Origin of the sequence: Bosea sp. ANAM02, from assembly GCF_011764485.1 — a bacterium.
Taxonomy (GTDB): Bacteria; Pseudomonadota; Alphaproteobacteria; order Rhizobiales; family Beijerinckiaceae; genus Allobosea.
On the sequence record NZ_AP022848.1, the window covers coordinates 1,705,943 to 1,727,923 of the forward strand.

Annotated in this window: 23 protein-coding genes; 14 read left to right on the forward strand and 9 right to left on the reverse strand. The window is 67.8% G+C overall.

Annotated elements, in window-relative coordinates; genetic code table 11:
• Nucleotides 1–9: 9 nt before the first annotated feature.
• Together OCUBac02_RS08165 and OCUBac02_RS08170 are read right to left on the reverse strand one after the other, a co-directional pair.
• Nucleotides 10–927: a DUF58 domain-containing protein gene (locus tag OCUBac02_RS08165; RefSeq protein ID WP_173044802.1), complete on the reverse strand. Its 918-nt coding sequence runs from the start codon at nt 925–927 to the stop codon at nt 10–12.
• A gap of 4 nt (nt 928–931) precedes the next feature.
• Entirely contained in the window at nt 932–1,954 is a 1,023-nt protein-coding gene (locus OCUBac02_RS08170; protein WP_047579344.1) for an AAA family ATPase, read from the reverse strand.
• 202 nt (nt 1,955–2,156) lie between these two features.
• Here OCUBac02_RS08170 and OCUBac02_RS08175 point away from each other — a divergent pair, with 202 nt between their 5' ends.
• The 4 genes from OCUBac02_RS08175 (at nt 2,157) to OCUBac02_RS08190 (ending at nt 4,968) form a co-directional block, all read left to right on the forward strand.
• Nucleotides 2,157–2,738, forward strand: a complete 582-nt coding sequence (locus OCUBac02_RS08175; RefSeq protein WP_173044804.1) for a DUF1285 domain-containing protein — start codon at nt 2,157–2,159, stop codon at nt 2,736–2,738.
• An 86-nt stretch (nt 2,739–2,824) separates the two neighbouring features.
• Nucleotides 2,825–3,397: a CoA pyrophosphatase gene (locus OCUBac02_RS08180; protein WP_173044806.1), complete on the forward strand. Its 573-nt coding sequence runs from the start codon at nt 2,825–2,827 to the stop codon at nt 3,395–3,397.
• Between the two features lie 42 nt (nt 3,398–3,439).
• A complete protein-coding gene (locus OCUBac02_RS08185; RefSeq protein ID WP_173044808.1) occupies nt 3,440–3,697 on the forward strand; it encodes a DUF6111 family protein in 258 nt (85 codons plus the stop codon).
• The gene (locus tag OCUBac02_RS08190; protein ID WP_173044810.1) at nt 3,694–4,968 is read left to right on the forward strand and encodes a CCA tRNA nucleotidyltransferase; all 1,275 of its coding nucleotides are present in this window, start codon (nt 3,694–3,696) and stop codon (nt 4,966–4,968) included. Before OCUBac02_RS08185 ends, OCUBac02_RS08190 begins: the two co-directional genes overlap by 4 nt.
• Before the next feature lie 109 nt (nt 4,969–5,077).
• Here the strand turns inward: OCUBac02_RS08190 and hemF are convergent, their stop codons facing one another.
• The 3 genes from hemF to OCUBac02_RS08205 form a co-directional block, all read right to left on the reverse strand.
• A complete protein-coding gene (gene hemF / locus OCUBac02_RS08195; RefSeq protein ID WP_173044812.1) occupies nt 5,078–6,004 on the reverse strand; it encodes an oxygen-dependent coproporphyrinogen oxidase in 927 nt (308 codons plus the stop codon).
• Nucleotides 5,982–6,485, reverse strand: coding sequence for a tRNA (cytidine(34)-2'-O)-methyltransferase (locus tag OCUBac02_RS08200; protein ID WP_173049431.1), 504 nt, complete (start codon nt 6,483–6,485; stop codon nt 5,982–5,984). Before OCUBac02_RS08200 ends, hemF begins: the two co-directional genes overlap by 23 nt.
• Before the next feature lie 147 nt (nt 6,486–6,632).
• Entirely contained in the window at nt 6,633–7,058 is a 426-nt protein-coding gene (locus OCUBac02_RS08205; protein ID WP_173044814.1) for a hypothetical protein, read from the reverse strand.
• Between the two features lie 631 nt (nt 7,059–7,689).
• Between OCUBac02_RS08205 and OCUBac02_RS08210 the strand changes: the two genes are divergently transcribed.
• The 9 genes from OCUBac02_RS08210 (at nt 7,690) to OCUBac02_RS08250 (ending at nt 17,557) form a co-directional block, all read left to right on the forward strand.
• Nucleotides 7,690–9,555, forward strand: a complete 1,866-nt coding sequence (locus OCUBac02_RS08210) for an ABC transporter ATP-binding protein (protein WP_173044816.1) — start codon at nt 7,690–7,692, stop codon at nt 9,553–9,555.
• A gap of 191 nt (nt 9,556–9,746) precedes the next feature.
• The gene (gene petA / locus OCUBac02_RS08215) at nt 9,747–10,295 is read left to right on the forward strand and encodes a ubiquinol-cytochrome c reductase iron-sulfur subunit (protein ID WP_280528851.1); all 549 of its coding nucleotides are present in this window, start codon (nt 9,747–9,749) and stop codon (nt 10,293–10,295) included.
• A 52-nt stretch (nt 10,296–10,347) separates the two neighbouring features.
• Complete coding sequence (locus tag OCUBac02_RS08220; protein WP_173044818.1) at nt 10,348–11,628, forward strand: cytochrome b; 1,281 nt, start codon at nt 10,348–10,350, stop codon at nt 11,626–11,628.
• 7 nt (nt 11,629–11,635) lie between these two features.
• A complete protein-coding gene (locus OCUBac02_RS08225; RefSeq protein WP_173044820.1) occupies nt 11,636–12,514 on the forward strand; it encodes a cytochrome c1 in 879 nt (292 codons plus the stop codon).
• 333 nt (nt 12,515–12,847) lie between these two features.
• Nucleotides 12,848–13,726: an S-methyl-5'-thioadenosine phosphorylase gene (locus OCUBac02_RS08230; RefSeq protein ID WP_173044822.1), complete on the forward strand. Its 879-nt coding sequence runs from the start codon at nt 12,848–12,850 to the stop codon at nt 13,724–13,726.
• Between the two features lie 71 nt (nt 13,727–13,797).
• Nucleotides 13,798–14,325 (forward strand): adenine phosphoribosyltransferase, encoded by a 528-nt coding sequence (locus tag OCUBac02_RS08235; RefSeq protein WP_173044824.1) that lies wholly within the window; start codon nt 13,798–13,800, stop codon nt 14,323–14,325.
• A gap of 6 nt (nt 14,326–14,331) precedes the next feature.
• On the forward strand, nt 14,332–15,441 hold the full coding sequence (gene mtnA / locus OCUBac02_RS08240) for an S-methyl-5-thioribose-1-phosphate isomerase (RefSeq protein ID WP_173044826.1): 1,110 nt from the start codon (nt 14,332–14,334) through the stop codon (nt 15,439–15,441).
• Nucleotides 15,438–16,082, forward strand: coding sequence for a class II aldolase/adducin family protein (locus OCUBac02_RS08245; protein ID WP_047582400.1), 645 nt, complete (start codon nt 15,438–15,440; stop codon nt 16,080–16,082). The genes mtnA and OCUBac02_RS08245 overlap by 4 nt, the downstream gene beginning before the upstream one ends.
• A 122-nt stretch (nt 16,083–16,204) precedes the next feature.
• Entirely contained in the window at nt 16,205–17,557 is a 1,353-nt protein-coding gene (locus tag OCUBac02_RS08250; RefSeq protein ID WP_173044828.1) for a chloride channel protein, read from the forward strand.
• Between the two features lie 3 nt (nt 17,558–17,560).
• Here the strand turns inward: OCUBac02_RS08250 and OCUBac02_RS08255 are convergent, their stop codons facing one another.
• Together OCUBac02_RS08255 and ychF are read right to left on the reverse strand one after the other, a co-directional pair.
• Nucleotides 17,561–18,574, reverse strand: a complete 1,014-nt coding sequence (locus OCUBac02_RS08255; RefSeq protein WP_173044829.1) for a MaoC family dehydratase — start codon at nt 18,572–18,574, stop codon at nt 17,561–17,563.
• 11 nt (nt 18,575–18,585) lie between these two features.
• Nucleotides 18,586–19,683: a redox-regulated ATPase YchF gene (gene ychF / locus OCUBac02_RS08260; RefSeq protein WP_173044831.1), complete on the reverse strand. Its 1,098-nt coding sequence runs from the start codon at nt 19,681–19,683 to the stop codon at nt 18,586–18,588.
• Nucleotides 19,684–19,891: 208 nt separating this feature from the next.
• On the opposite strand from ychF, the gene OCUBac02_RS08265 reads away from it, so the two are divergent.
• Nucleotides 19,892–20,497 carry a hypothetical protein gene (locus OCUBac02_RS08265; protein ID WP_173044833.1) on the forward strand — a complete coding sequence of 202 codons (606 nt, stop codon included), beginning with the start codon at nt 19,892–19,894 and terminating at the stop codon, nt 20,495–20,497.
• Between the two features lies 1 nt (nt 20,498).
• Here the strand turns inward: OCUBac02_RS08265 and pth are convergent, their stop codons facing one another.
• The gene (gene pth, locus OCUBac02_RS08270) at nt 20,499–21,113 is read right to left on the reverse strand and encodes an aminoacyl-tRNA hydrolase (RefSeq protein ID WP_173044835.1); all 615 of its coding nucleotides are present in this window, start codon (nt 21,111–21,113) and stop codon (nt 20,499–20,501) included.
• Between the two features lie 104 nt (nt 21,114–21,217).
• A complete protein-coding gene (locus tag OCUBac02_RS08275; protein WP_173044837.1) occupies nt 21,218–21,838 on the reverse strand; it encodes a 50S ribosomal protein L25/general stress protein Ctc in 621 nt (206 codons plus the stop codon).
• Nucleotides 21,839–21,981 lie beyond the last annotated feature (143 nt).

Here is a 21,981-nt window from a genome sequence, read left to right on the forward strand (position 1 = left end):
CGTTTCCCCTCAGAAGCCCGAGGCGCTGCGCGAGGCGGCGACGAGGCTCGCGATGCGCAGCACCGCTTCGCTGGCCGGCCGGTCGGTGCGATGCAGCGTCAGCGTCCAGCCGGCCTTGCGGCAGGCCTCGGCGATGGCCTCGCTATGGGCAGCCAGGCGCCGGCGATATTCATCGCCCCAGGCGCCGGCATCGCCGACGCGCAGGGTCAACCCGTCCTCCAGGTCGAAGAGTTCGGCCTGGCCGTTGAAGGGGAAGGTCTCCTCGATCGGATCGGCGATCAGCAGGACATGGCCGCGCGCGCCCGACGAAGCGAGCGTGGCGATGCGTTGGGCGAGCTTGGAGGCGGGCGAGAGCCCGTCGGTGATGATGATCGCGTCCGCCAGTCGCGGCAGCGGCGCTTCCGGCGGCAGGTCGGAGGCGGCGTTGCGCTCGTCGGCGAGAATCGCCTGCGCCAGCATCTCGACGATGCGGCGCGAGGCCAGCGCCCGCGTCAGCCCGAGATGGCCGACGCGCTCGCCGCCCTCGACCATCGTCTCGGCCAGGGCGAACCCCGCGACCAGCGCGCGGTCGAGCTTCGAGGCCATGGCCAGCGAGGAAGCGAAGCCCATCGAGGGCGAGCGGTCGATCCAGAGCCAGATCGAATGCGAGGCTTCCCATTCGCGCTCGCGGACGAAGAGATGGCCGTCGCGAGCGGAGCGGCGCCAGTCGATGCGCGAGGCCGATTCGCCGGCGACAAGCGGGCGATACTGCCAGAAGGTCTCGCCAGGGCCGGCGCGACGCCGGCCGTGGATGCCGTGGATGCTGGCGGAGACGCGGCGCGCCTCCAGGATCAGGCGCGGCAGGCGCGCAGCCAGGTCGAGCGATTCGGTGAGGACCGGCCGCGACGGCCGCCTCTCGCCCGGAGCCAGGACGCGCGTGCGCAGCATCGGCCTATCCCAGCCGTTCCACGAGCTTGCCGATCAGCCCCTCGACTGTCTCGCCATCGGCGCGGGCGGCGAAGGTCAGGGCGACGCGGTGCTTCAGGACGGGAATGGCGAGCGCCGCGACATCGTCGACCGAAGGGGCGAGCCGGCCCTCGACGAGGGCACGCGCACGCACCGCCAGCGTCAGCGACTGGCTGGCGCGGGGGCCGGGGCCCCAGGACAGCTTGTCGGTGACTGAAGCCTCGCCCTCGCCGGGGCGGGCGGAGCGGACGAGATCGAGGATCGCGTCGACCACGGCGTCGCCGACCGGCAGGCGGCGGACGAGGCGCTGGATCGACATCAGCGTTTCCGAGGTCATCGCCTGCGCCGGCTTGTATTCGCCTGCGCCGGTGGTCTCCAGCAGGATGCGGCGCTCGGCCTCGCGGTCGGGATAGCCGACATCGATCTCGAGCAGGAAGCGGTCGAGCTGGGCCTCGGGCAGGGGATAGGTGCCTTCCTGCTCGATCGGGTTCTGCGTCGCCAGGACATGGAAGGGCGCCGGCAGGTCATAGCGCTCGCCGGCGACGGTCACATGATGCTCCTGCATCGCCTGCAGCAGGGCCGACTGGGTGCGTGGGCTAGCGCGGTTGATCTCGTCCGCCATCAGGAGCTGGGCGAAGACCGGGCCCTTGATGAAGCGGAAATGGCGCTTGCCGTCGCTCGATTCGTCGAGAACCTCGGAGCCGAGAATGTCGGACGGCATCAGGTCCGGCGTGAACTGGACGCGCCGCGCCGCAAGGCCGAGCACGGTGCCCATCGCCTCGACGAGCTTGGTCTTGGCGAGGCCGGGAACGCCGACGAGCAGGCCGTGGCCGCCCGAAAGCAGCGTCACCAGCGAGAGATCGACGACCTTCTGCTGGCCGAAGATGACCTGGCCGATCTCCTTGCGGGCCGCGCCGATGGCGCCGAGTGCGGCTTCGGCCGCCTCGACGATGCCTGTGTCGAGGTCGATCGGCGAAGTGCTCTCGCTTGCCCGGGCTTGCGCCGCCATGTCGGTCTCCTTCACTGTCGCGGGCCGTTGCGCCGTCCTGCGAACCGCCGATGCGTTCGGCCGTTCAATGTGGACGGGCCATCACGGCGGCTCAAGCGCCGAATGGAATGGTACACATCAACTCGGCTTCACGATTATGTGGAGTTCAAGGCGGAAACGCGATGCAAGCAGGATGCCGCAACAATTGGGGATTGGCCTTCCGATGACCGGGCCAGGCAACGCGATGGAACGCCTGATGGCCTCGCTCGGCGGCGGCAAGGTTCGCAGCCTGCCGCCGGTGGAGCGCTGGAACCCGCCGTTCTGCGGCGATCTCGACATGCGCATCGCCGCCGACGGGACCTGGTTCTATATGGGCACGCCGATCGGCCGGCCGGCGCTGGTGAAGCTGTTCTCCTCGGTGCTGAAGCGCGAGGGCGAGGATTACTTTCTCGTGACCCCGGTCGAGAAGGTCGGAATCAGCGTCGAGGACGCGCCGTTCCAGGCCGTCGAGATGCAGGTCGAGGGCGAGGGAGACGACCGGGCGATCGCGTTCCGGACGCAGGTCGACGATCTCGTCAGCGTCGGGCCGGACCACGCCTTGCGTTTCGCGCGGGCTGCGCAGGACGGGCTGACGCCTTATGTCCATGTCCGGCGCGGCCTCTGGGCCCGGCTGACGCGGGCCTTGACCTACGATCTGCTCGCGCTCGGCGAGATCAGGGAGGCGGAGGGCGTGGCGATGTTCGGGATCGCCGCGGCAGGAGAATTCTTTCCGGCCGTGCCGGCGAGCGAGATCGAGGGCCTCTAGTGCTGAAGTCAGTCGAGTCCGCTCTCAATCTCAGCGCCGAAGGCTTCGCGGCCTTGGCACGCGAACGGCTGCGGGCGGAGCCGCCCATGCTGGGCGATGTGATCAGCCGGCCCCGCGGCGATCATGAGCATCAGTCGACATCCGTGCCGATCCCCGACGAGAAGCGCGCTGTCCCGGCCGCCGTGCTGATCGGCATCGTGCCGCGCCCCGCGGGACCGACCGTGCTGCTGACGCAGCGCGCCGCAGCTCTGCGCAACCACTCGGCGCAGATCGCCTTTCCCGGCGGGCGGGTCGATGCCGTCGACGGTTCGCCGGTCGTTACGGCCTTGCGCGAAACCGAGGAGGAGATCGGCCTGTCGCGCTCGCATATCCGCACGCTCGGCTTCCTCGATGCCTATCTCACAGGCACGGGCTACCGGATCGTGCCGGTGGTGGCGCTGGTCGAGCCGCCCTTCTCGCTGACGATCAACCATAACGAGGTCGACGAGGCCTTCGAGACGCCGCTCTCCTTCCTGCTCGACCCGGCGAATCACAAGCGCGAGGGCATCGAATGGAAGGGCCATTTCCGCACCTACTATGCGATGCCGTTCGAGGGTCGCTATATCTGGGGGGCGACCGCCGGCATGATCCGCAATCTCTACGAGCGGCTGGTCGGATAAAACTGTACTGCGCGGGTGCCGCGCCGGGGAACGACGAAGCCGATGTTGCGCGCGATCATCGAAGAGGTCCTGCTCTTCGTCCTGCCTTTCTGCATCTTCGCAGGCTATCTCGTCGTCAACAGGCGCAATCCCTTCGATGTCGAGCACTGGAGCCGCCATGTCTTCGCGCTGGCGGTCGCGGGAGCTCTGCTGGCGATCGCCGTGCTGATCTATGGCGGCTTCATCGCGCCGCGCAGCGAGGGCGCCTACGAGCCGCCGCATATGGAGAACGGGGTGCTGGTGCCCGGCCGCTTCAAATGAGCGGGAAGCATGACGGCGAGATCGCACGCTTCCTGGCTCAGCCGGCGTTGGCGCGATTGCTGCCGGCTCTCGACGAAAACGGAGAGGAAACCCGCGTCGTCGGCGGCGCGGTGCGCAATCTCCTCATCGGCGAGCCCGCGAGCGATATCGACCTCGCGACCACGGCCCTGCCGGAGGAGACGATCCGGCGCGGGCAGGCCGCCGGCTTCAAGGCGGTGCCGACCGGGATCGAGCACGGTACGGTGACGCTCGTCGCGGATGGGGCGAGCTTCGAAGTCACGACGCTCAGGCGCGATGTCGAGACGGACGGGCGCCGGGCCAGGGTCGTGTTCGGCCGGGATTTCGCGGCGGATGCATTGCGGCGCGACTTCACCATCAACGCGCTCGGGCTGGGGCGCGACGGCACGCTGCACGATTATTGCGGGGGGCTCGCCGATCTCGCACAAAGACGGGTGCGTTTCATCGGCGATGCCGCAGCGCGCATCCGCGAGGATTACCTGCGTATCCTGCGCTTCTTCCGCTTCCATGCCCGCTACGGTGTCGGCGAGCCCGATGCCGAGGGCCTGCGCGCCTGCATCGCCGGCCGCGAGGGGCTCGCCGGCTTGTCGCGCGAGCGGGTGCGGGCGGAGATGATGAAGCTCCTGGTGGCACCGGGCGTGGTCGCGACGATCGGGGCGATGGCCGGCGCCGGGCTGTTGATGCCGGTGATCGGCGGCGTGCCGCATCTCTCGCGTTTCGCCGCGATCGCCGGCGATGACGGCGCGGGTGTCCATCCGGCGTTTCGGCTGGCGGCGCTGGCGGTTGCCGTCGGCGAGGACGCCTCGCGCCTGCGCGAAGGCTTGCGGCTTTCGAACGACGAATTCGACCGGATCGAGCGCATTGCCGGAGCACTGGAGAGGCTGGGCGGCCGGGCGGGGCTGCCCGATCTCGCAGCGCTGCGTCATGTCGCCCATCGCGTCGGCGACGACGCGGCTGCTGCGGCGCTCGTCCTGCTGAACGCTTCGGCGGTGAGCGAGGCCAGGAGTGGCGTGCAAAGCCTGATCGCCGCGTTCGGCCAGACGCCGCAGTTCCTGCTGACGGGCAAGGACGTCGTCGGACTCGGCATCCCGCCGGGGCCGCGCGTGGGGCAGGTGCTGGAGGTTGCGCGACGGGGCTGGATCGAGGCCGGGTGCCCGGCCGGAGAGGGCGAGCAGATGGGGTTCGTCAGGAAGGCAAGCCGCGAGCTCGCCTCCGAGGCCGCCGTCGTGACAGAGCGTCATTCTCGAGCTTGACCCGAGAATCTCTTGAAAGTGAGGCATTGGAGCCTCTTTCGGCCTGAGATGCTCGGGTCAAGCCCGAGCATGACGGCCGTGGTGGAGGTAGGGTGGGAACATCCCCGCCCTATGGCCAGCGCACCGTCGGCGGCATCGAGGACAGGATGGAATCGACATTGCCGCCGGTCTTCAGGCCGAAGATCGTGCCACGGTCGTAGAGCAGGTTGAACTCGACATAGCGGCCGCGGCGGACCTGCTGCTCGTGGCGTTCGGCCTCGCTCCAGGGCTTGCCGAGATTGGAGCGCAGGATCTCGGGATAGCTGCCGAGAAAGGCCTCGCCGACCGCCTGGGTGAAGGCGAAATCGGCTTCGACATCGCCGGTCCAGATATAATCGTAGAAGATACCGCCGATGCCGCGCGGCTCGTTGCGGTGCTTCAGGAAGAAGTACTCGTCGCACCAGGCCTTGAAGCGCGGATAGTCGGCGATGGCCGGAAAGCGCTCGCAGGGCGCGCGCATCGCGGCGTGGAAGGCCTGAGCGTCGGGGTCGTCCTGATCGCGGCGTGCATTCAGGACCGGGGTCAGGTCGGCGCCGCCTCCGAACCACGGTTTCGTGGTGACGACGAGCCGCGTATTCATGTGCACGGTCGGGGCGTGCGGATTCCAGGGATGGGCGATCAGCGAGATGCCGGTTGCGTGAAAGCGCGGATCCTGCGCGGCACCGGGGATCTGGCCGGCGAAATCCGGGTGGAAGCTGCCATGCACGGTCGAGACATGGACGCCGACCTTCTCGAAGACGCGGCCCTTCATGATCGACATGACGCCGCCGCCGCCGGGCGCGCCGTCATGGTTGGTCCGCTGCCAGGGTGTGCGGACGAAGCGCCCGGGCGCGTCGGTCTCGGCGGGGAAGGGGCCGGCAGCCTCATCCTCGACCGCCTCGAAGGCGGCGCAGATGCGGTCGCGCAGGGTCTCGAACCAGGCCGCGGCGCGGGGTTTCAGCGCTGCGACGACGGCGGGATCGGCGGCGGGGGACTCAACGGGCTTCGGAGCGGTCATCGTCTGCTTCTGTTCCATCGCGGCCCGGGAAGCCGCCAGTCTGTCGCAAGGCCTCGCCCATTACCATCGCGGCTGCCAGCGCGACATTGAGCGAACGCAATCCCGATCGCATGGGAATGTGCAGGCTGGTGTCCGCCGCTGCGCGGGCCTCGGCGGTCACGCCGGCCGATTCGCGCCCGACGAGGACGATGTCGCCAGGCTGGAAGACGAAGTCTGGCAAGGGAGTCGCGCCATCGGTCTCGGCCAGGACAAGGCGGTGACCCTGCGCCCTGCGCCAGTCGTCGAAGACAACGAAGGAATCGTGGCGCCGGACCGTGGCGCGTTCGAGATAGTCCATGCCCGAGCGACGGAAATGCCGGTCGGAGACGTCGAAGGCGGCCGGCTCGACGATATCGACGGCGATGCCGAGGCAAGCGGCCATGCGGATCATCGTGCCGGCGTTCTGCGGAATATCCGGCTGGAAAAGGGCGAGGCGCAACATGCCGGGGAGATGGAGGGTGAGACCGGGATGCGTCAAGCCGGGCGAAGGGACGGACATCTCGTCGACCCAGCCTGACGGTGTCGAACCGGGAACTGCGCTCGGCCAAGCCGAAGCCGTCCCGGTTCGTTGAGGTGAGGGGCGGCGAAATCAGTTCAGGTTGACGTTGATCCCGCCACCGCCGACCTCGACATTGGCTCCCAATCCGCCGCCGGAGCTGCTCCCGAGGCCGGCATCGACCGCAAGACCATCCCCGTTCAAGCCGGCGCCTGCCCCGGCGCCAAGGCCGCCGCCCGAGCCTCCTAATCCGGCGCCAAGGCCTGCTCCGACGCCACCGCTATCGGCGCCGACCCCCGCCGCTGCGCCGAGGCCCCCGGAGGAACTGCCGACGCCGGCACCAAGTCCGGCGCCAATGCCTCCGCTGCCGACATTGGCGCCGGCCGCGGAACCCACCCCGCCATTGCCTGTGCCGACATTGGCGCCAGCGCCCGCCGCGAGACCGCCGCCGCCGAGGCCGGCACCTGCGCCGGCATTAGCTCCGACGCCGCCGGCATTGGCGCCGACGCCGAGTGCCAACCCGAACAGGCCACCTGGGTTGCTGCTGCCGGAATTACCGGGGTTGTTGGGATTTCCGGGCGTGCCGGGATTGTTCGGATTTCCGGGTGTGCCTGGATTGCCGGGGTTTTGGGGATTGTTGTTCGCTACGTCCCTTGATCTCGCATCGCCGCGGTTGCTCACAGTGGGGCTGTGAAGGGCTGCCAACCGCAGGCATTTGCTTTTGGCGGCGCCGCGCAGGCCGTCGCAACCATCAAACCTGGTGTATTCCGCGGTGCTGTTGCAAGCAGCGAGTATCGTGCAGGCGCTCAACGCGCCGAGTATTCGAAGCCTCATGGCTCTCTCCTTGGCGGGTTAGTTTATGCCGTCGAGAACCGGGGCCGTTGCTTTGGGGTTCCTATTGGATGATTCTGAAGGATATCAGGCCCTATACGCCGCCGTGACGATTTTACGATTATTCGATCCTTGTCTTCCGCCGCCGCCTTCCCGCGGGCGAATGATTGACCCTTGCCCTAATGCCGCCACCGGAGGCGCCTAGCTGCGTCGATGGCGACGCCTGCCCGGCCGGCTCCTGACAAGGGGTGGCACAGGGAAAGCCGGTATCCCGAATTGTCGTTTGTTCCGACCCCTCATTCCCGCTAGCCAAGCAGGCATGTTCGCTCCGCTCTTCCGTTGGCTCGAAAGCCGAATCGACGTCTTCGCTCCCTTCGACGAGCAGGAGACGCCGCCGCGGGGCGTCTGGCCTTTCATGTGGCATCACATCAAGGGCGTGAAGGGCTGGATGGTCCTGATAATGCTGACGGGGCTCGGCTTCAGCGGCATCGAGGCGGCGATGTATCTGATGGTCGGCTGGTTCGTCGACCTGCTCTCGACGCAGTCGCCGGAGACGATCTTCCGCGACCATGGCTGGCTGCTCGCGGGCGCGGCCTTCCTGCTCGTCGTCGTCAGGCCGCTGGTCTATTTCGCCAACCACGCCATCGTCGACCAGGTCGTGGTGCCGCAGATCACCAACCAGATCCGCTGGCGCAACCATGTCTACACGCTCGGCCACGCGCTGGGATATTTTCAGAACGACTTTGCCGGGCGCCTTTCCGCCCGCGTCATCCAGGCCGGGCAGTCGATCCGCGGCGCGACGATCGAGGTGATCGACGACCTCTGGTACGCGCTGGTCTTCGCCACGGTCGCGATCGGCTTCTTCGGCAAGACCAGCCTGTGGCTGGCGCTGCCGGTGATCCTGTGGCTCGGGGCCTACGTCACGCTGCTGATCTATTTCGTGCCCCGCGCGAAGCAGCGCTCGGAGGCGAATTCGCTCGGGCGCTCGACGACGACCGGGCGCATCGTCGATTCCTACACCAACATCCTGACGGTGAAGCTGTTCGCGCGTGCCGATGCTGAGCGCTCCGCCGTCCGCGACTCGTTGACGCGGTGGAACGCATCCTTCCTCAACCTGTCGCGCCTGATCACCGGTGTCAGCGTGATCCTGCAGACGATGAACAGCCTGCTCGTGGTGGCGACGGCCTGGCTCGCGCTGCTGCTCTGGAGCCAGGGCGAGATGACGCCGGGCGCGGTCGCGGCCGCCATCGGGCTCGTGCTCCGGCTGGTGCAGATGTCGGGCTGGCTCATCCATCTCGTGCGCGGCATCTTCGAGAATATCGGCTCGGTGCAGGAGAGCATGGAGACGATCGCCAAGCCGCACGACCTGCCGGACGCGCCCGATGCGGTGCCGCTCGTCGTCGAGAAGGGCGCGATCAGCTTCGACAGGATCCGCTTCAACTACGGCCGCGGGCAGGGGCTGTTCGAGGGGCTCGACCTGCAGATCAGGCCGGGCGAGCGGGTGGGCCTTGTCGGGCCGTCGGGCGCCGGCAAGTCGACCCTGGTGAACCTGCTGCTCAGGCTCTATCCGCTCGAAGGCGGGCGCATCCTGATCGACGGGCAGGACATCGCCCATGTCACGCAGGACTCGCTGCGGGCGCAGATCGGCATGGTGACGCAGGATAATTCGCTGCTTCACCGCTCGATCGGCGACAATATCGCCTATGGCCGGATCGGTGCGAGCGAGGCCGAGATCGCGCGCGCGGCCGAGCAGGCCGAGGCCCACGGCTTCATCCTCGGACTCGGCGACCAGGACGGCCGCAAGGGTTTCGATTCGCGCGTCGGCGAGCGCGGCGTGAAGCTCTCGGGCGGCCAGCGCCAGCGGATCGCGATCGCGCGCGTGCTGCTCAAGGACGCGCCGATCCTGATCCTCGACGAGGCGACCTCGGCGCTCGATTCGGAGGTCGAGGCGGCGATCCAGCAGCAGCTCGCCGCCCTGATGCAGGGCAAGACCGTGATCGCGATCGCGCATCGGTTGTCCACAATCGCCGCGCTCGACCGCCTGATCGTGCTCGACCAGGGGCGCATCGCCGACATGGGCAGCCATGACGAGCTGATCGCGCGGGGCGGACTCTATGCCCGGCTCTGGGCGCGGCAATCGGGCGGATTCCTGGCCGCCGCCGATCCGGAAAAGCTCGCCGTCTGACGTCTACCTCGACGGACTGTGCGCCATGCATGGCCGGGGCGTTCGCGACAGTAGACTTCGTCCAATCTGCATGTCAAAGAGCCGAAGGTGACGCACCGCCGCATTGCGGCGGCAGCGGCGCGCCCCTATGAGGGCGAGAGGCGATAATTTCGAGCTGTTCTAGCTCGCAAGACGTGTAAGAGGATTGGATCGTGGCGCACGCGACCGATACATCGACCGGAACAACCCGCCGCGATTTCCTGATGCTCGCGACCGGCGCAGCCGGCGCCGTCGGCGTCGGCGCTCTCGTTGTTCCCCTGATCAGCCAGCTCGCGCCCGACGCGCAGACGGTGGCGGCCGGCGCGCCGGTCGATGTCGACCTCGCGCCCATCGCCGAGGGCCAGGCGATCAAGCTGTTCTGGCGCGGCAAGCCGATCTTCGTGCGTCACCGGACCAAGAAGGAAATCGACGAGGCCAAGGCCGTCGACGTCGCGACGCTCCGCGATCCGCAGACCGATGCCCAGCGCACCAAGGCCGGGCACGAGCAGTATCTCGTCGTCTTCGGCAACTGCACCCATCTCGGCTGCATTCCGCTGGGCACCGCGCCTGGCGAATCGAAGGGCGATTTCGACGGCTGGTTCTGCCCCTGCCACGGCTCGCACTACGATTCCTCCGGCCGCATCCGGAAGGGCCCGGCGCCGCTCAACCTGCCGGTGCCGCCCTACGCCTTCAACGGCGACACCAAGATCAAGATCGGCTGAGCATGCGCTCGACGCTTTCCCGCCAAGATGAGACAGCCTTGAGGCATTCTTCATGAGTGGTCACAGTTCCTACGTTCCGAAGACCGGCATCGAACGCTGGCTCGACGCGCGCCTGCCGATCATCCGGCTTGCCCATGACTCGGCGGTCTCCTATCCGGTGCCGCGCAACCTGAACTACCTGTGGACCTTCGGTGGCATCCTCGTGTTCATGCTGGTGGCGCAGATCGTCACCGGCATCATCCTGGTGATGCACTATACCCCGCATGCCTCGATGGCGTTCAACTCCGTCGAGCACATCATGCGCGACGTGAACTACGGCTGGCTGCTGCGCTACCTGCACTCCAACGGCGCCTCGATGTTCTTCATCGCCGTCTACGTGCACATCTTCCGCGGGCTCTATTACGGCTCGTACAAGGCGCCGCGCGAGGTGCTCTGGATCCTCGGCGTGGTCATCTTCCTGCTGATGATGGCGACGGCGTTCATGGGCTACGTGCTGCCCTGGGGCCAGATGTCCTTCTGGGGCGCGACCGTCATCACCAACCTGTTCTCGGCCCTGCCGGTGATCGGCGAGACGATCGTCACCTTCCTGTGGGGCGGTTACTCGGTCGACAACCCGACGCTGAACCGCTTCTTCTCGCTGCATTACCTGCTGCCGTTCATGATCTTCGGCGTCGTCGTGCTGCATATCTGGGCGCTGCATGTCGTCGGCCAGAACAACCCGACCGGCGTCGAGGTGAAGAACGTTCAGAAAGACACCGTGCCGTTCACGCCCTACGCGACCGTGAAGGACATCTTCGGCATGGTCGTGTTCATGATCCTGTTCTCCTGGTTCGTGTTCTACCAGCCGAACTTCATGGGCCATGCCGACAACTACATCCCGGCGAACCCGGCCTCCACGCCTGCCCACATCGTCCCGGAATGGTACTTCCTGCCGTTCTACGCGATCCTGCGCGCCATTCCCGACAAGCTCGGCGGCGTCATGGCGATGGGCGCTGCCATCGTGGTGCTCGCCTTCCTGCCCTGGATCGACACCTCCAAGGTCAAGTCGATGAGCTACCGCCCGATCGGGCGCCAGCTGTTCTGGGCCTTCGTCGTGGTCTGCATCGGCCTCGGTTATCTCGGCGCCATGCCGGCGGAAGGCGGCTACGTCATCGCCTCGCAGATCTTCACCGTGCTGTATTTCGGCTTCTTCGTCGCGCTCTTCGTCGTCGGCCTGTTCGAGCGGCCGAAGGCGCTGCCGACCTCGATCGCCGACGCGGTGCTCGCGTCAAAGGGCGGGTCGGCCGCGCGCGTCGCGACCGCCACCGCTGCCGAACCGAACGTCAAGGGCTGACGGAACCATGAGCAGAACCTCGTTTCGTCTCGCCCTGACCGGGCTCGCCGCCGGCCTCTCGCTGGCGCTCCTCCAGCCGGCGGCGCAGGCCGCCGAGGCCGGCCCGAAGCCGCCAGCGCTGAGTTGGTCGTTCTCGGGTCCGTTCGGCAAGTTCGACCGGGCCCAGCTCCAGCGCGGTTTCAAGGTCTTCAAGGAAGTCTGCGCGAGCTGCCATGGCGCCAGCCTCGTCGCCTTCCGCAACCTGTCGCAGCCCGGCGGTCCCGAGTTCACGCCCGGTCAGGTCGCCGCGCTCGCCGCGACCTACCAGATCAAGGACGGCCCGAACGAGGCCGGCGAGATGTTCGAGCGGCCCGGCCGCCCGGCCGACCGCTTCCCGTCTCCATTCGCGAACGAGCAGGCAGCCCGCGCGGCCCAGGGCGGCGCCTATCCGCCGGACTTCTCCGTCTTGGCCAAGGCACGCACCTATACCCGCGGCTTCCCGACCTTCATCTTCGACATCTTCACGCAGTATCAGGAGCAGGGTCCGGACTATATCCATGCCCTGATGGTCGGCTATGAGGAGCCGCCCGCGGGCGTCACGCTCCTGCCCGGCCAGAACTACAACAAGTATATGCCCGGTCACCTGATCGCGATGCCGAAGCCGCTTTCGGACGGTCAGGTCGAGTATCCGAAGGGCGAGGATGGCAAGTCGCCGGTTCCGGAGACCGTCGATCAGTATGCCCGCGACGTCGCCGCCTTCATGGTCTGGATGGCGGAGCCGCATCTGGAGGCGCGCAAGCGCCTTGGCATGCAGGTGATGATCTTCCTCGCGCTGTTCGCAGGGCTGCTCTACTACACCAAGAAGAAGGTGTGGTCGCGCATGCCGGACGGCTCGCCGGCTCATTGAGCCGGACGACCCGAGTTCAGGAGAGGGCCCCGGCGACGGGGCCTTTTTCGTTATGACACTCGTCATTCTCGGACGAAGCGAAGCGCAGATCCGAGAATCTCAGGGGGGAGGAGATTCCGGAACCTCCTTCGGCAGGAGATGCTCGGGGCAAGCCTGAGCATGACGGCATCCTGCCGGGCGTATTGCGACCGTCATCGAAAGATGGTCCTTTCCGCGCCGCACCCGATCGCCGCGCATCCTGCCGGACGTGCCGCGATCGGCTTGATGTCATCGCACCGGATACTCCCGAAAAGTGCCCTCCACCTTTCGGTCCGATGCTTGAGGGAATCGACCATGAGCGAAGCCGTTCTCGGAATCATCGGCGGATCGGGCATCTACGACCTGCCGGGCCTGACCGACCTGCGCGAGGAGCGCATCGAAAGTCCCTGGGGCGAGCCGTCCGACGTTCTGCGAATCGGTCGGATGGGCCAGACGAAGATCGTCTTCCTGCCGCGCCATGGACGCGGTCATGCGATCCCGCCCTCCGAGATCAACTACCGCGCCAATATCGACGTGATGAAGCGGGCGGGCGTGACCGATCTCGTCTCGCTCTCGGCCTGCGGCTCCTACAAGGCCGAGCTCTATCCCGGCCTGTTCGTGCTGGTCGACCAGTTCGTCGACCGCACGAGTCGGCGCGAGAGCTCCTTCTTCGGAAAGGGCTGCGTCGCCCATGTCTCGGTCGCCCATCCCGTCGGCCCCGCCCTGCAGGCGCGGATCGCGGCTGCGGCCGAGGCCGAGGAACTGGCCTTCGTGCGCGGCGGCACGCTGGTCACGATGGAAGGCCCGCAATTCTCGACCTATGCGGAATCGACGACCTATCGCGGCCTCGGCTACGATCTGATCGGCATGACGGCGATGCCCGAGGCCAAGCTCGCCCGCGAGGCCGAGATCACCTATGCGACGGTCGCGATGGTGACGGACTACGATTGCTGGCATGAATTGCACGGCGCCGTCGACGTCGCCTCGGTGATCGCGGTGCTTCATGACAATGCCGACAAGGCGCGGCGCCTCGTAGCGCGGCTCGCCGCCGATTTTCCGGTCGAGCGCGAGCCGTGCCCGGCCGGCTCTCATAACGCGCTCGACACCGCCATCGTGACCGCGCCGGCCTTCCGCGATCCGGCCCTGCTGGCGAAGCTCGATGCCGTCGCGGGGCGCGTGCTCAGGGCGGCCTGATGACGTCGCCCTTGACGAAGCCGGCCCGGCGTCCGACCAAGGCGGCCGTCAGTCCTCATGAGACGGTGTCCATGAACCTCGCCGACAGCATCCGCGCGATCCCGGATTATCCCCGGCCCGGTATCGTCTTCCGCGACATCACCACGCTGCTCGGCGATGCGCGGGCCTTCCGTCGGGCCGTCGACGAGCTGGTGCAGCCTTTCGCCGGCCTGAAGATCGCCAAGATCGCCGGGATCGAGGCGCGCGGCTTCATCCTCGGCGGAGCCGTGGCGCATCAGCTCTCGGCCGGCTTCATTCCCGTGCGCAAGAAGGGCAAGCTGCCGCTGGAGACGCTGCGCGCGACCTATGCGCTGGAATACGGCACGGACGAGATCGAGATCCATCGCGACGCGGTGCAGCCGGGCGAGCGCGTGCTGCTGGTCGATGACCTGATCGCCACGGGCGGCACGGCGGAGGCGGCGGTCAACCTGCTGGCGGGGTTGGGCGCCGAGGTCGTGGCGGCGTGCTTCATCGTCGACCTGCCGGAACTCGGCGGCGGCGACAAGATCCGGCGGCTCGGCGTGCCCGTGCGGACGCTGGTCTCCTTCGCCGGTGATTGAGCGGTTATGAAGATCAACGGCCAGCATTACCGGACGATCTGGCTGGCGCAGGACGGCTGGCGTGTCGTCGTGATCGACCAGACGCGCCTGCCCTTCCGTTTCGAGACCGTCGCGCTCGGCTCGGCCGAACAGGCGGCGGATGCGATCCGCAGCATGGTCGTGCGCGGGGCACCGCTGATCGGTGCGACCGCGGCCTATGGCGTGGCGCTGGCGATGCGGGCGGATACCTCGGACGCAGCGCTGGAGGCAGCGCTCGACCTGCTCGGTGCGACGCGGCCGACGGCCGTCAATCTGCGCTGGGCGCTGGCGCGGATGCGGGGTGTCCTTGCACCGTTGTCTCCGGAGGCCCGCACCGACGCAGCCTATGCGGAAGCCGCGGCAATCTGCGACGAGGATGTCGCCTTGTGCCGGTCGATCGGCGAGAACGGCCTGCCGCTGATCGCCCAGATCGCATCGCGCAAGCCTGCCGGCGTGCCGGTCAACATTCTCACTCACTGCAATGCCGGCTGGCTCGCGACGGTGGACTGGGGCACGGCCCTGGCGCCGATCTATCTCGCGCATGATGCCGGCATCCCCGTCCATGTCTGGGTCGACGAGACCCGGCCGCGCAACCAGGGCGCGGCACTGACGGCCTACGAGCTCGGCTCCCATGGCGTGCCGCATACGGTCATCGCCGACAATGCCGGCGGGCACCTGATGCAGCACGGGCAGGTCGACATGGCGATCGTCGGCACCGATCGCACCACCGCGAGCGGCGACGTCGCCAACAAGATCGGGACCTATCTCAAGGCGCTCGCCGCGCGTGACAACGGCGTGCCCTTCTATGTGGCGCTGCCTTCGCCGACGATCGACTGGGGTATCCGCGACGGCCTCGCCGATATTCCGATCGAGGAGCGCGCGGCGCGCGAGGTCACCCATCTATCGGGGCTCGCCGATGACGGCGAGGTCCGCTCGGTCCGAGTCGTGGCGCCGGGCAGCGGCGCGGCCAATCCGGCCTTCGACGTGACGCCGGCGCGGCTGGTCACGGCGCTGATCACCGAGCGCGGCGTCTGCGCGGCCAGCGCCGAGGGGCTGGCGCAGCTCTTCCCCGATCTGGCGAACAGGGACAGGACATGACCGAACAGGAACTGCGGCAGGAGATCGTTGTGGTCGCGCAGGCGATCGATCGGGCTGGGTTCTGCCCGTCGAAATCGGGCAATGTCTCCGCGCGTTTCGGCGACGGCCTGCTGATCACGCCGTCGGGCCTACCTTATGCACAGACGAAGCCGGACGACCTGATCCATCTCGGGCTCGACGGTGCCGTGCTCGGCGGCAGCCGCAAGCCGTCCTCGGAATGGCCCTTCCATGTCGCGATCTACCAGGCACGACCCGATGCGCAGGCGATTGTGCATACCCATTCGCCGCGCGCCACCGCCTTGTCCTGCACGCGGCGCGGCATCCCGGCCTTCCACTACATGATCGCGCTCTGCGGTGGTGCCGATGTGCGCTGCGCCGATTACGCCACCTTCGGCACGCCGGAGCTGGCCGAGAACGCCGTGAAGGCGCTGGAGGGGCGAAAGGCGGTTCTGCTCGCCAATCACGGCGTGATCGCGCTCGGCCAGACGCTGGCGGGCGCGCATACCATCGTCGCCGAGGTCGAGAACCTTGCGGGGCAGTATCTCGACATCCTGGCGGCGGGAATCGAGCCGGCGATCCTTGATCCTGCCGAAATGGAGCGTGTCGGCGCCAAGTTCGCGGGCTACGGCAAGGTCGGCTGAGCGCTTTCGACAAACCCGGGGAGGCTCGACATCGGCGATCTGCGCCGCCCAGGGGTGGCAAGCACGTCCGCGGCTGGTACAGCGTAGCTTTACCCTTGGAGCCTGTCGCGAAAGCCAGTGCGATGAACCGCCGTGCCGCCAGAATTCCCCTGCTCAGGCGCTCCCGCGCCCTGGCCATCACGCCGCGTTTCTGGAAGCAGCGCCTGGTGTTCTGGGCGGGCGCGCTGGCGATCGGCATCGTCAGCGCCGCCTTCGCGGGGCTCGCCGACGCGGCCCAGGAACTGTTCGGCGCAGCCTTCCGGCGCGAGGGATGGCTCCGATACGCGCCCCTGCTGGTCACTCCCGCCGGATTTGCGCTCTGTGCCTGGATCGCCTTCCGGTTCGTTCCGGCTTCCCAGGGCAGCGGCATTCCCCAGGCCATCGCGGCGCGGCACCTGCGCGACGACACGGAGCGCGCCAGCTTCCTGTCGCTGCGGATCGCCGCCGGCAAGATCGTCCTGACGGTGCTCGGCCTGTTCTGCGGTGCCTCGATCGGGCGCGAGGGGCCGACCGTTCAGGTCGGTGCCTCGATCATGCTGCAGGCGGCGCGCTGGGGCGGCATGGCGCAGGCACGCGGCCTGATCCTCGCAGGTTCGGCCGCCGGCATCGCCGCAGCCTTCAACACGCCGCTCGCAGGGATCGTCTTCGCCATCGAGGAGATGAGCAAGACCTACCAGGCACGGACGAACGGCATCGTCCTGTCGGCCGTGATCATCGCGGGCATCGCCGCGATCGCGCTCGTCGGCAACTACACCTATTTCGGCGTGGTCGCGATTGCCGCCGAGGTGAAGCGGGACTGGCTGCTCGTCATGGTCTGCGGCGTGGTCGGCGGGGCGCTGGGGGCCGGGTTCAGCAGCCTGATGGTCGCCGTGACGCGCCGCATCCGGCGCCTGCGTGCGGCGACGCCGCTCGGCCGGGTTCTGGCCATCGCGGCGGGGGCGGGGCTTCTGGTCGCACTGGTCGGCATCCTGACCGGAGGCGCGACCTTCGGAACGGGCTATGCCGAAGCGCGCAGCGCCATCGAAGGCACGCCGCTTCCGGCCAGCTTCTTCCTGGGCAAGCTGGTCGCGACGCTCGCTTCCTCGCTGTCCGGCATACCGGGGGGATTGTTCGCTCCCTCGCTGTCGGTCGGCGCCGGGCTTGGCAGCACCATCGGCAGCTTGCTGGGGTCCCCGATCGGGCTTGCCGCCGTGCTCGGGATGGCGGCCTATTTCTCCGGCGTCGTGCAGGCGCCGATGACGGCTTTCGTCATCATCGTGGAGATGACGGGAAACCACGAGAACGTGCTGGCGCTGATGGCGGTGTCGATGCTGGGCTACGGCACGGCGCGGCTGGTCTCGCGCGAGCCGCTCTATCACGCCCTGTCGCGCCTGTTCATCGCGGACATTCTGCGCCAGCGCCGCGCACGCGAAGCCGCCGTACGGTCCGGAGCGTGATCCTCAGCGGGGCTTGCGCTCGACGAAAACGCAGCCGTCGAAGCTGAAGACCTCTTCCCCGTGCTGGTTTGTGCCGGTGTTGCGGTGGAAGAACAGGCCCCATTGCGGGCGCGAGGCGCTTTCACGCTTGTCCACCACCTCGGAGCGATAGGTGATCCGGTCCCCGGCGAAGACCGGCTTCGTCCAGCGCAGGTTCCTGAAGCCGGGGGAGGGGCCGAGGCGTGCCGGGCGCTCGGGAGCGGCCGCGAGCTGGCGCCTGCGGTGCTGGACCATGCAGGCCATCCAGACGGCGGCCGTGTGCCAGCCGGAGGCCGCTAACCTGCCGAACGAGCTCCCGCGCGCCGCCGCCTCGTCCATGTGGAAGGGCTGCGGATCGAAGCTGCGGGCGAAGGCGACGATCTCCTCGGCCGTGAAGACGAAGCTGCCGAGCTCATGGCTGTCGCCGATCGAGAGCTCCTCGAAGAAGCGCGTCGGTCCCGGCGGTTCGGCGGCCGCTTCCAGCGGGCTTTCGACGGCGGGGCGTTCGTAGATCGGCGCGTGGTCGAGCCAGGGGCCGGCCGGGTGCGTGCCGATGCCGGAGCCGCTGCGGCCGAACATGATCCAGTTGGTCTGTTCCAGGATCGGCTCGTCGCGCTGGTTCAGCAGTTCCAGCCGGAAGCGCACGAGGCCCATCTCGGGGCGCGAGCGCGAGGCCTTGCTCTCCAGCACGGTGCGCCGCGCGCTGACGCTGTCGCCGGGCAGGAGCGGGCGCAGCCACTTCACCTCGTCGATGCCCGGCGCGCCCATGCTGGCGGCGTCGAGCAGGAAATCCTCGGCCATCAATCGCATCAGCAGGGAGCAGCTATGCCAGCCCGAGCCGATCAGGCGGCCGACGAAGCTCGCCTTTGCGGCTTCCGGATCGACATGGAAATCCTGCGCATCATAGCGCGATGCGAAGGCGACGATGTCGTCCTGCGAGACCGCCAGACTGCGCGAACGTGCGCTCGCGCCCGGGACGAAATCCTCGAAATACGACATCGCCGGCTTTCTCAATTCGCGAAGCGGAAATGCAGCACGTCGCCGTCGGCGACGACGTATTCCTTGCCTTCGAGCCGGAACTTCCCGGCCTCGCGCGCGCCGGACTCGCCCTTGTTGGCGATGTAATCGTCATAGGCGATGGTCTCGGCGCGGATATAGCCCTTCTCGAAATCGGTATGGATCACGCCGGCGGCCTGCGGCCCCTTGGTGCCTTTCTCGATCGTCCAGGCGCGGGCCTCCTTCGGGCCGACCGTGAAATAGGTGACGAGATGGAGAAGGGCATAGCCGGCGCGGATCACGCGGTTCAGGCCGGGCTCGTCGAGGCCGACGGCCTCCAGATACTCGGTCTGCTCCTCGGCCGGGAGAACGGCGATCTCGCTCTCGATCTTGGCCGAGACGACGACCGCGACGGCGCCTTCCTCGGCGGCGCGCTTCTTCACCAGCTCGGAGAAGCTGTTGCCCTTGTCGGCGCTGGCCTCCTCGACATTGCAGACATAGAGCACGGGCTTCGACGAGAGCAGGCCGAGCAATTCGAACGGGCGGCGCTCCTCGGGCGAGAGCTGGACGAGGCGGGCGGGCTTGCCGTCGCGCAGCAGGGTGAGGCAGCGGTTCATCAGGTCGACCGCCTCCTTGGCCTCCTTGTCGCCGGACTTCGCCTTCTTCTCCAGCGGCAGCACGCGCTTCTCGAGGCTGTCGAGATCGGCGAGCATGAGCTCGGTCTCGATCGTCTCGATATCGTCGACCGGCGAGACCTTGCCCTCGACATGGGTGATGTCGCCGTCCTCGAAGCAGCGCACGACATGGGCGATGGCGTCGCATTCCCGGATGTTCGCCAAGAACTGGTTGCCGAGCCCCTCGCCGCGCGAAGCGCCGCGCACGAGGCCGGCGATGTCGACGAATGTCAGGCGCGTCGGGATGATCTCCTTGGAGCCGGCGATGGCGGCGAGCTTCTCCAGCCGCTCGTCCGGCACCGCGACGTCACCGACATTCGGCTCGATCGTGCAGAACGGATAGTTCGCAGCCTGCGCCGCGGCCGTCTGCGTCAGCGCGTTGAAGAGGGTCGACTTGCCGACATTCGGCAGGCCGACGATTCCGCATTTGAAGCCCATGATCGCCTGTTCCGTTGCCCGCTGCGGATCAGCCGCGGCCGGGCGTGAAGCTTTGAAAGTTGCGGCCTTATTGGGGGGCTTGCGCGATAAAGACAAGAGCCGCGGGTCTTATGGCGGCCGTGTGCCTCACGCGAACGTGCATGGCGGCGTGGCAGGCGCGGGTGCTGGATCGGTCGGGTTGCCTGCCCGCATCGTTCGGAGTCCCGTCATGAACCGTATCCGCCTCGCGCTCGCCCTGTCGATCGTTGCCCTTGCCGGCGGCGTGGCTGTCGCTCAGGCGCCGGGAACGCGGTTGCGCGGCACGGTCGAGCGGATGCAGGGAGCGACGCTCGAGCTCAAGGCGGCGGATGGGCGGGAGATCAAGGTCGTGCTCGCGCCGGGCTTCTCGGTTGGTGGCATGGTGGCTGCGAAGACCTCCGATATCGCCAAGGGCAGCTTCATCGGCGTCGGCGCCAAGCCGCAACCCGACGGCACTCAGTTGGCCGTGCAGGTCGTGATCTTCCCGGAGGCGATGCGCGGCACGGGCGAGGGGCATCGGCCTTGGGGCGTACTGCCCGATGCGACCATGACCAATGCGACGGTGGCGGAGACGGTCTCGCGCGTCGATGGCGCCAACCTCGTTCTGAGCTATCCGGGCGGGGAGCAGAAGGTCGCGATCACGCCGGAGGCGACGATCCTGATGGCGGCGCCGGCCGAGGCGAGCGAGCTCAAGCCCGGCGCGCAGGTCGCGATGACGGCAAGCCGGCAGGCCGATGGCAGCTACAGCACCAGCCGGGTCACGGTGGCGAAGGCGGGCGCGAAGTTGCCGCTCTAAATCAGCCGTCGCTCTTCTCGCCGAGGCGCTTCACGGCGGCGTGGCCGCATGAGTCCATGAAGAGATGGACCTTGTTCTGGAAGCCGGCGTCGTCATGGGCCGCGAGCAGGGCGGCATGGTCGGCGCAGGCCGAGCAGAGATCCTCGACCCAGGGCTGCTCGGCCTTGCCGAAATCGTTGAGCACATAGGCGTGGACCAGCGCCTTGTCGCCGGGATGGCCGATGCCTATCCGCACGCGGCGATAGTCGTTGCCGATGGCCGCCGTGGTCGAGCGCAGGCCGTTATGGCCGGCATTGCCGCCGCCGAGTTTCACGCGCAGCTTCGCGGGAGCGAGGTCCAGCTCGTCATGGAAGACGACGACATCGGCCGGCGCGATCTTGAAGAAGCGCGCGGCCTCGCCGATCGAACGGCCGGATTCGTTCATATATGTCTGCGGCTTGAGGAGGATGACCTTCTCAGCCCCGATCGTCGCCTCGCAGGCCTCGGCCTGGAAGCGGGCGCGCCAAGGCGAGGCGCGATGCAGGCGCGCGATCTCGTCCACGGCCATGAAGCCGATATTGTGCCGGTTGCGGGCATAGCGCGGGCCGGGATTGCCGAGGCCGGCGAAGATCAGCATGGCGGGACTCCGGCAGGCTTGTCGTTACATAGCAAAACGGCCGGGCTGACCCGGCCGTCTCGTGATCGTTCCGGATGGAAGCGGCGCCGGCCGGCGCCGTTTCATCAGGCCTTGGCTTCGGTCGCGGCTTCCGCGGTCTCGGCGGCCTCAGGCTCGGCCTCGACGGTCGGCGCGGAGACCGTGACGATCGTGGCGTCGGCGCCGATCGAGAGCTTGGCGCCGGCCGGGAGCTTGATCGCGTCGGCATGGACGGAATCGCCGACGTTCAGGCCGGCGACCGAGACGTCGATCGATTCCGGAATGGCGTCGGGCTCGACGGTGACTTCCAGGCTGTGCTCGACGATCTGGACCAGGCCGCCGTTCTTGACGCCGGGGCTCTGCTCCTGACCGGTGACGTGAACCGGAACCTGGACCGTGACGGTCTGGCCCTTGGCGACGCGCAGGAAGTCGACATGGATCGGGAAATCCTTGACCGGGTCGAGCTGGTAATCGCGCGGAATGACGCGCTGCTTCTTACCGGCGACGCTGATCTCGAAGATCGTGGTCAGGAAGTGGCCGCCGAAAATCAGCTGGCGGGTCTTGTTGGCGTCGAGCGCGATGGCTTCGGGAGCGGCGCCCCCACCATAGATCACGGCAGGCGTCTGGCCCTGGCGACGAACGGCACGAGCGGCCCCCTTGCCGACCTGTGCGCGCGCCGAAGCCTCGATTTGCTTCACGGCGGTCATGTTGGATGTCCTTGACTTGTAAAATGACAAGGCCGCCTCGTGGCGGCCATCGGATGGTGCGCTCAGAGCCTCCAAGGGTGTCAGCCGAGCGCAGGGCTGCTCATAGGCGAAAACCGCCGCGATCTCAAGCCCGGCCGGAAGGC

Coding starts and splice junctions, on each gene's coding strand:
- OCUBac02_RS08190 (WP_173044810.1), top strand. CDS start 3,694: ATGAGCGGGAAGCATGACGGCGAGATCGCACGCTTCCTGGCTCAGCCG.
- OCUBac02_RS08180 (WP_173044806.1), top strand. CDS start 2,825: ATGCTGGGCGATGTGATCAGCCGGCCCCGCGGCGATCATGAGCATCAG.
- OCUBac02_RS08275 (WP_173044837.1), bottom strand. CDS start 21,838: ATGACCGCCGTGAAGCAAATCGAGGCTTCGGCGCGCGCACAGGTCGGC.
- OCUBac02_RS08170 (WP_047579344.1), bottom strand. CDS start 1,954: ATGGCGGCGCAAGCCCGGGCAAGCGAGAGCACTTCGCCGATCGACCTC.
- OCUBac02_RS08220 (WP_173044818.1), top strand. CDS start 10,348: ATGAGTGGTCACAGTTCCTACGTTCCGAAGACCGGCATCGAACGCTGG.
- OCUBac02_RS08165 (WP_173044802.1), bottom strand. CDS start 927: ATGCTGCGCACGCGCGTCCTGGCTCCGGGCGAGAGGCGGCCGTCGCGG.
- OCUBac02_RS08265 (WP_173044833.1), top strand. CDS start 19,892: ATGAACCGTATCCGCCTCGCGCTCGCCCTGTCGATCGTTGCCCTTGCC.
- OCUBac02_RS08250 (WP_173044828.1), top strand. CDS start 16,205: ATGAACCGCCGTGCCGCCAGAATTCCCCTGCTCAGGCGCTCCCGCGCC.
- OCUBac02_RS08245 (WP_047582400.1), top strand. CDS start 15,438: ATGACCGAACAGGAACTGCGGCAGGAGATCGTTGTGGTCGCGCAGGCG.
- hemF (WP_173044812.1), bottom strand. CDS start 6,004: ATGACCGCTCCGAAGCCCGTTGAGTCCCCCGCCGCCGATCCCGCCGTC.
- ychF (WP_173044831.1), bottom strand. CDS start 19,683: ATGGGCTTCAAATGCGGAATCGTCGGCCTGCCGAATGTCGGCAAGTCG.
- OCUBac02_RS08255 (WP_173044829.1), bottom strand. CDS start 18,574: ATGTCGTATTTCGAGGATTTCGTCCCGGGCGCGAGCGCACGTTCGCGC.
- OCUBac02_RS08235 (WP_173044824.1), top strand. CDS start 13,798: ATGAACCTCGCCGACAGCATCCGCGCGATCCCGGATTATCCCCGGCCC.
- mtnA (WP_173044826.1), top strand. CDS start 14,332: ATGAAGATCAACGGCCAGCATTACCGGACGATCTGGCTGGCGCAGGAC.
- OCUBac02_RS08175 (WP_173044804.1), top strand. CDS start 2,157: ATGACCGGGCCAGGCAACGCGATGGAACGCCTGATGGCCTCGCTCGGC.
- OCUBac02_RS08230 (WP_173044822.1), top strand. CDS start 12,848: ATGAGCGAAGCCGTTCTCGGAATCATCGGCGGATCGGGCATCTACGAC.
- pth (WP_173044835.1), bottom strand. CDS start 21,113: ATGCTGATCTTCGCCGGCCTCGGCAATCCCGGCCCGCGCTATGCCCGC.
- OCUBac02_RS08210 (WP_173044816.1), top strand. CDS start 7,690: ATGTTCGCTCCGCTCTTCCGTTGGCTCGAAAGCCGAATCGACGTCTTC.
- OCUBac02_RS08185 (WP_173044808.1), top strand. CDS start 3,440: ATGTTGCGCGCGATCATCGAAGAGGTCCTGCTCTTCGTCCTGCCTTTC.
- OCUBac02_RS08225 (WP_173044820.1), top strand. CDS start 11,636: ATGAGCAGAACCTCGTTTCGTCTCGCCCTGACCGGGCTCGCCGCCGGC.
- OCUBac02_RS08200 (WP_173049431.1), bottom strand. CDS start 6,485: ATGTTGCGCCTCGCCCTTTTCCAGCCGGATATTCCGCAGAACGCCGGC.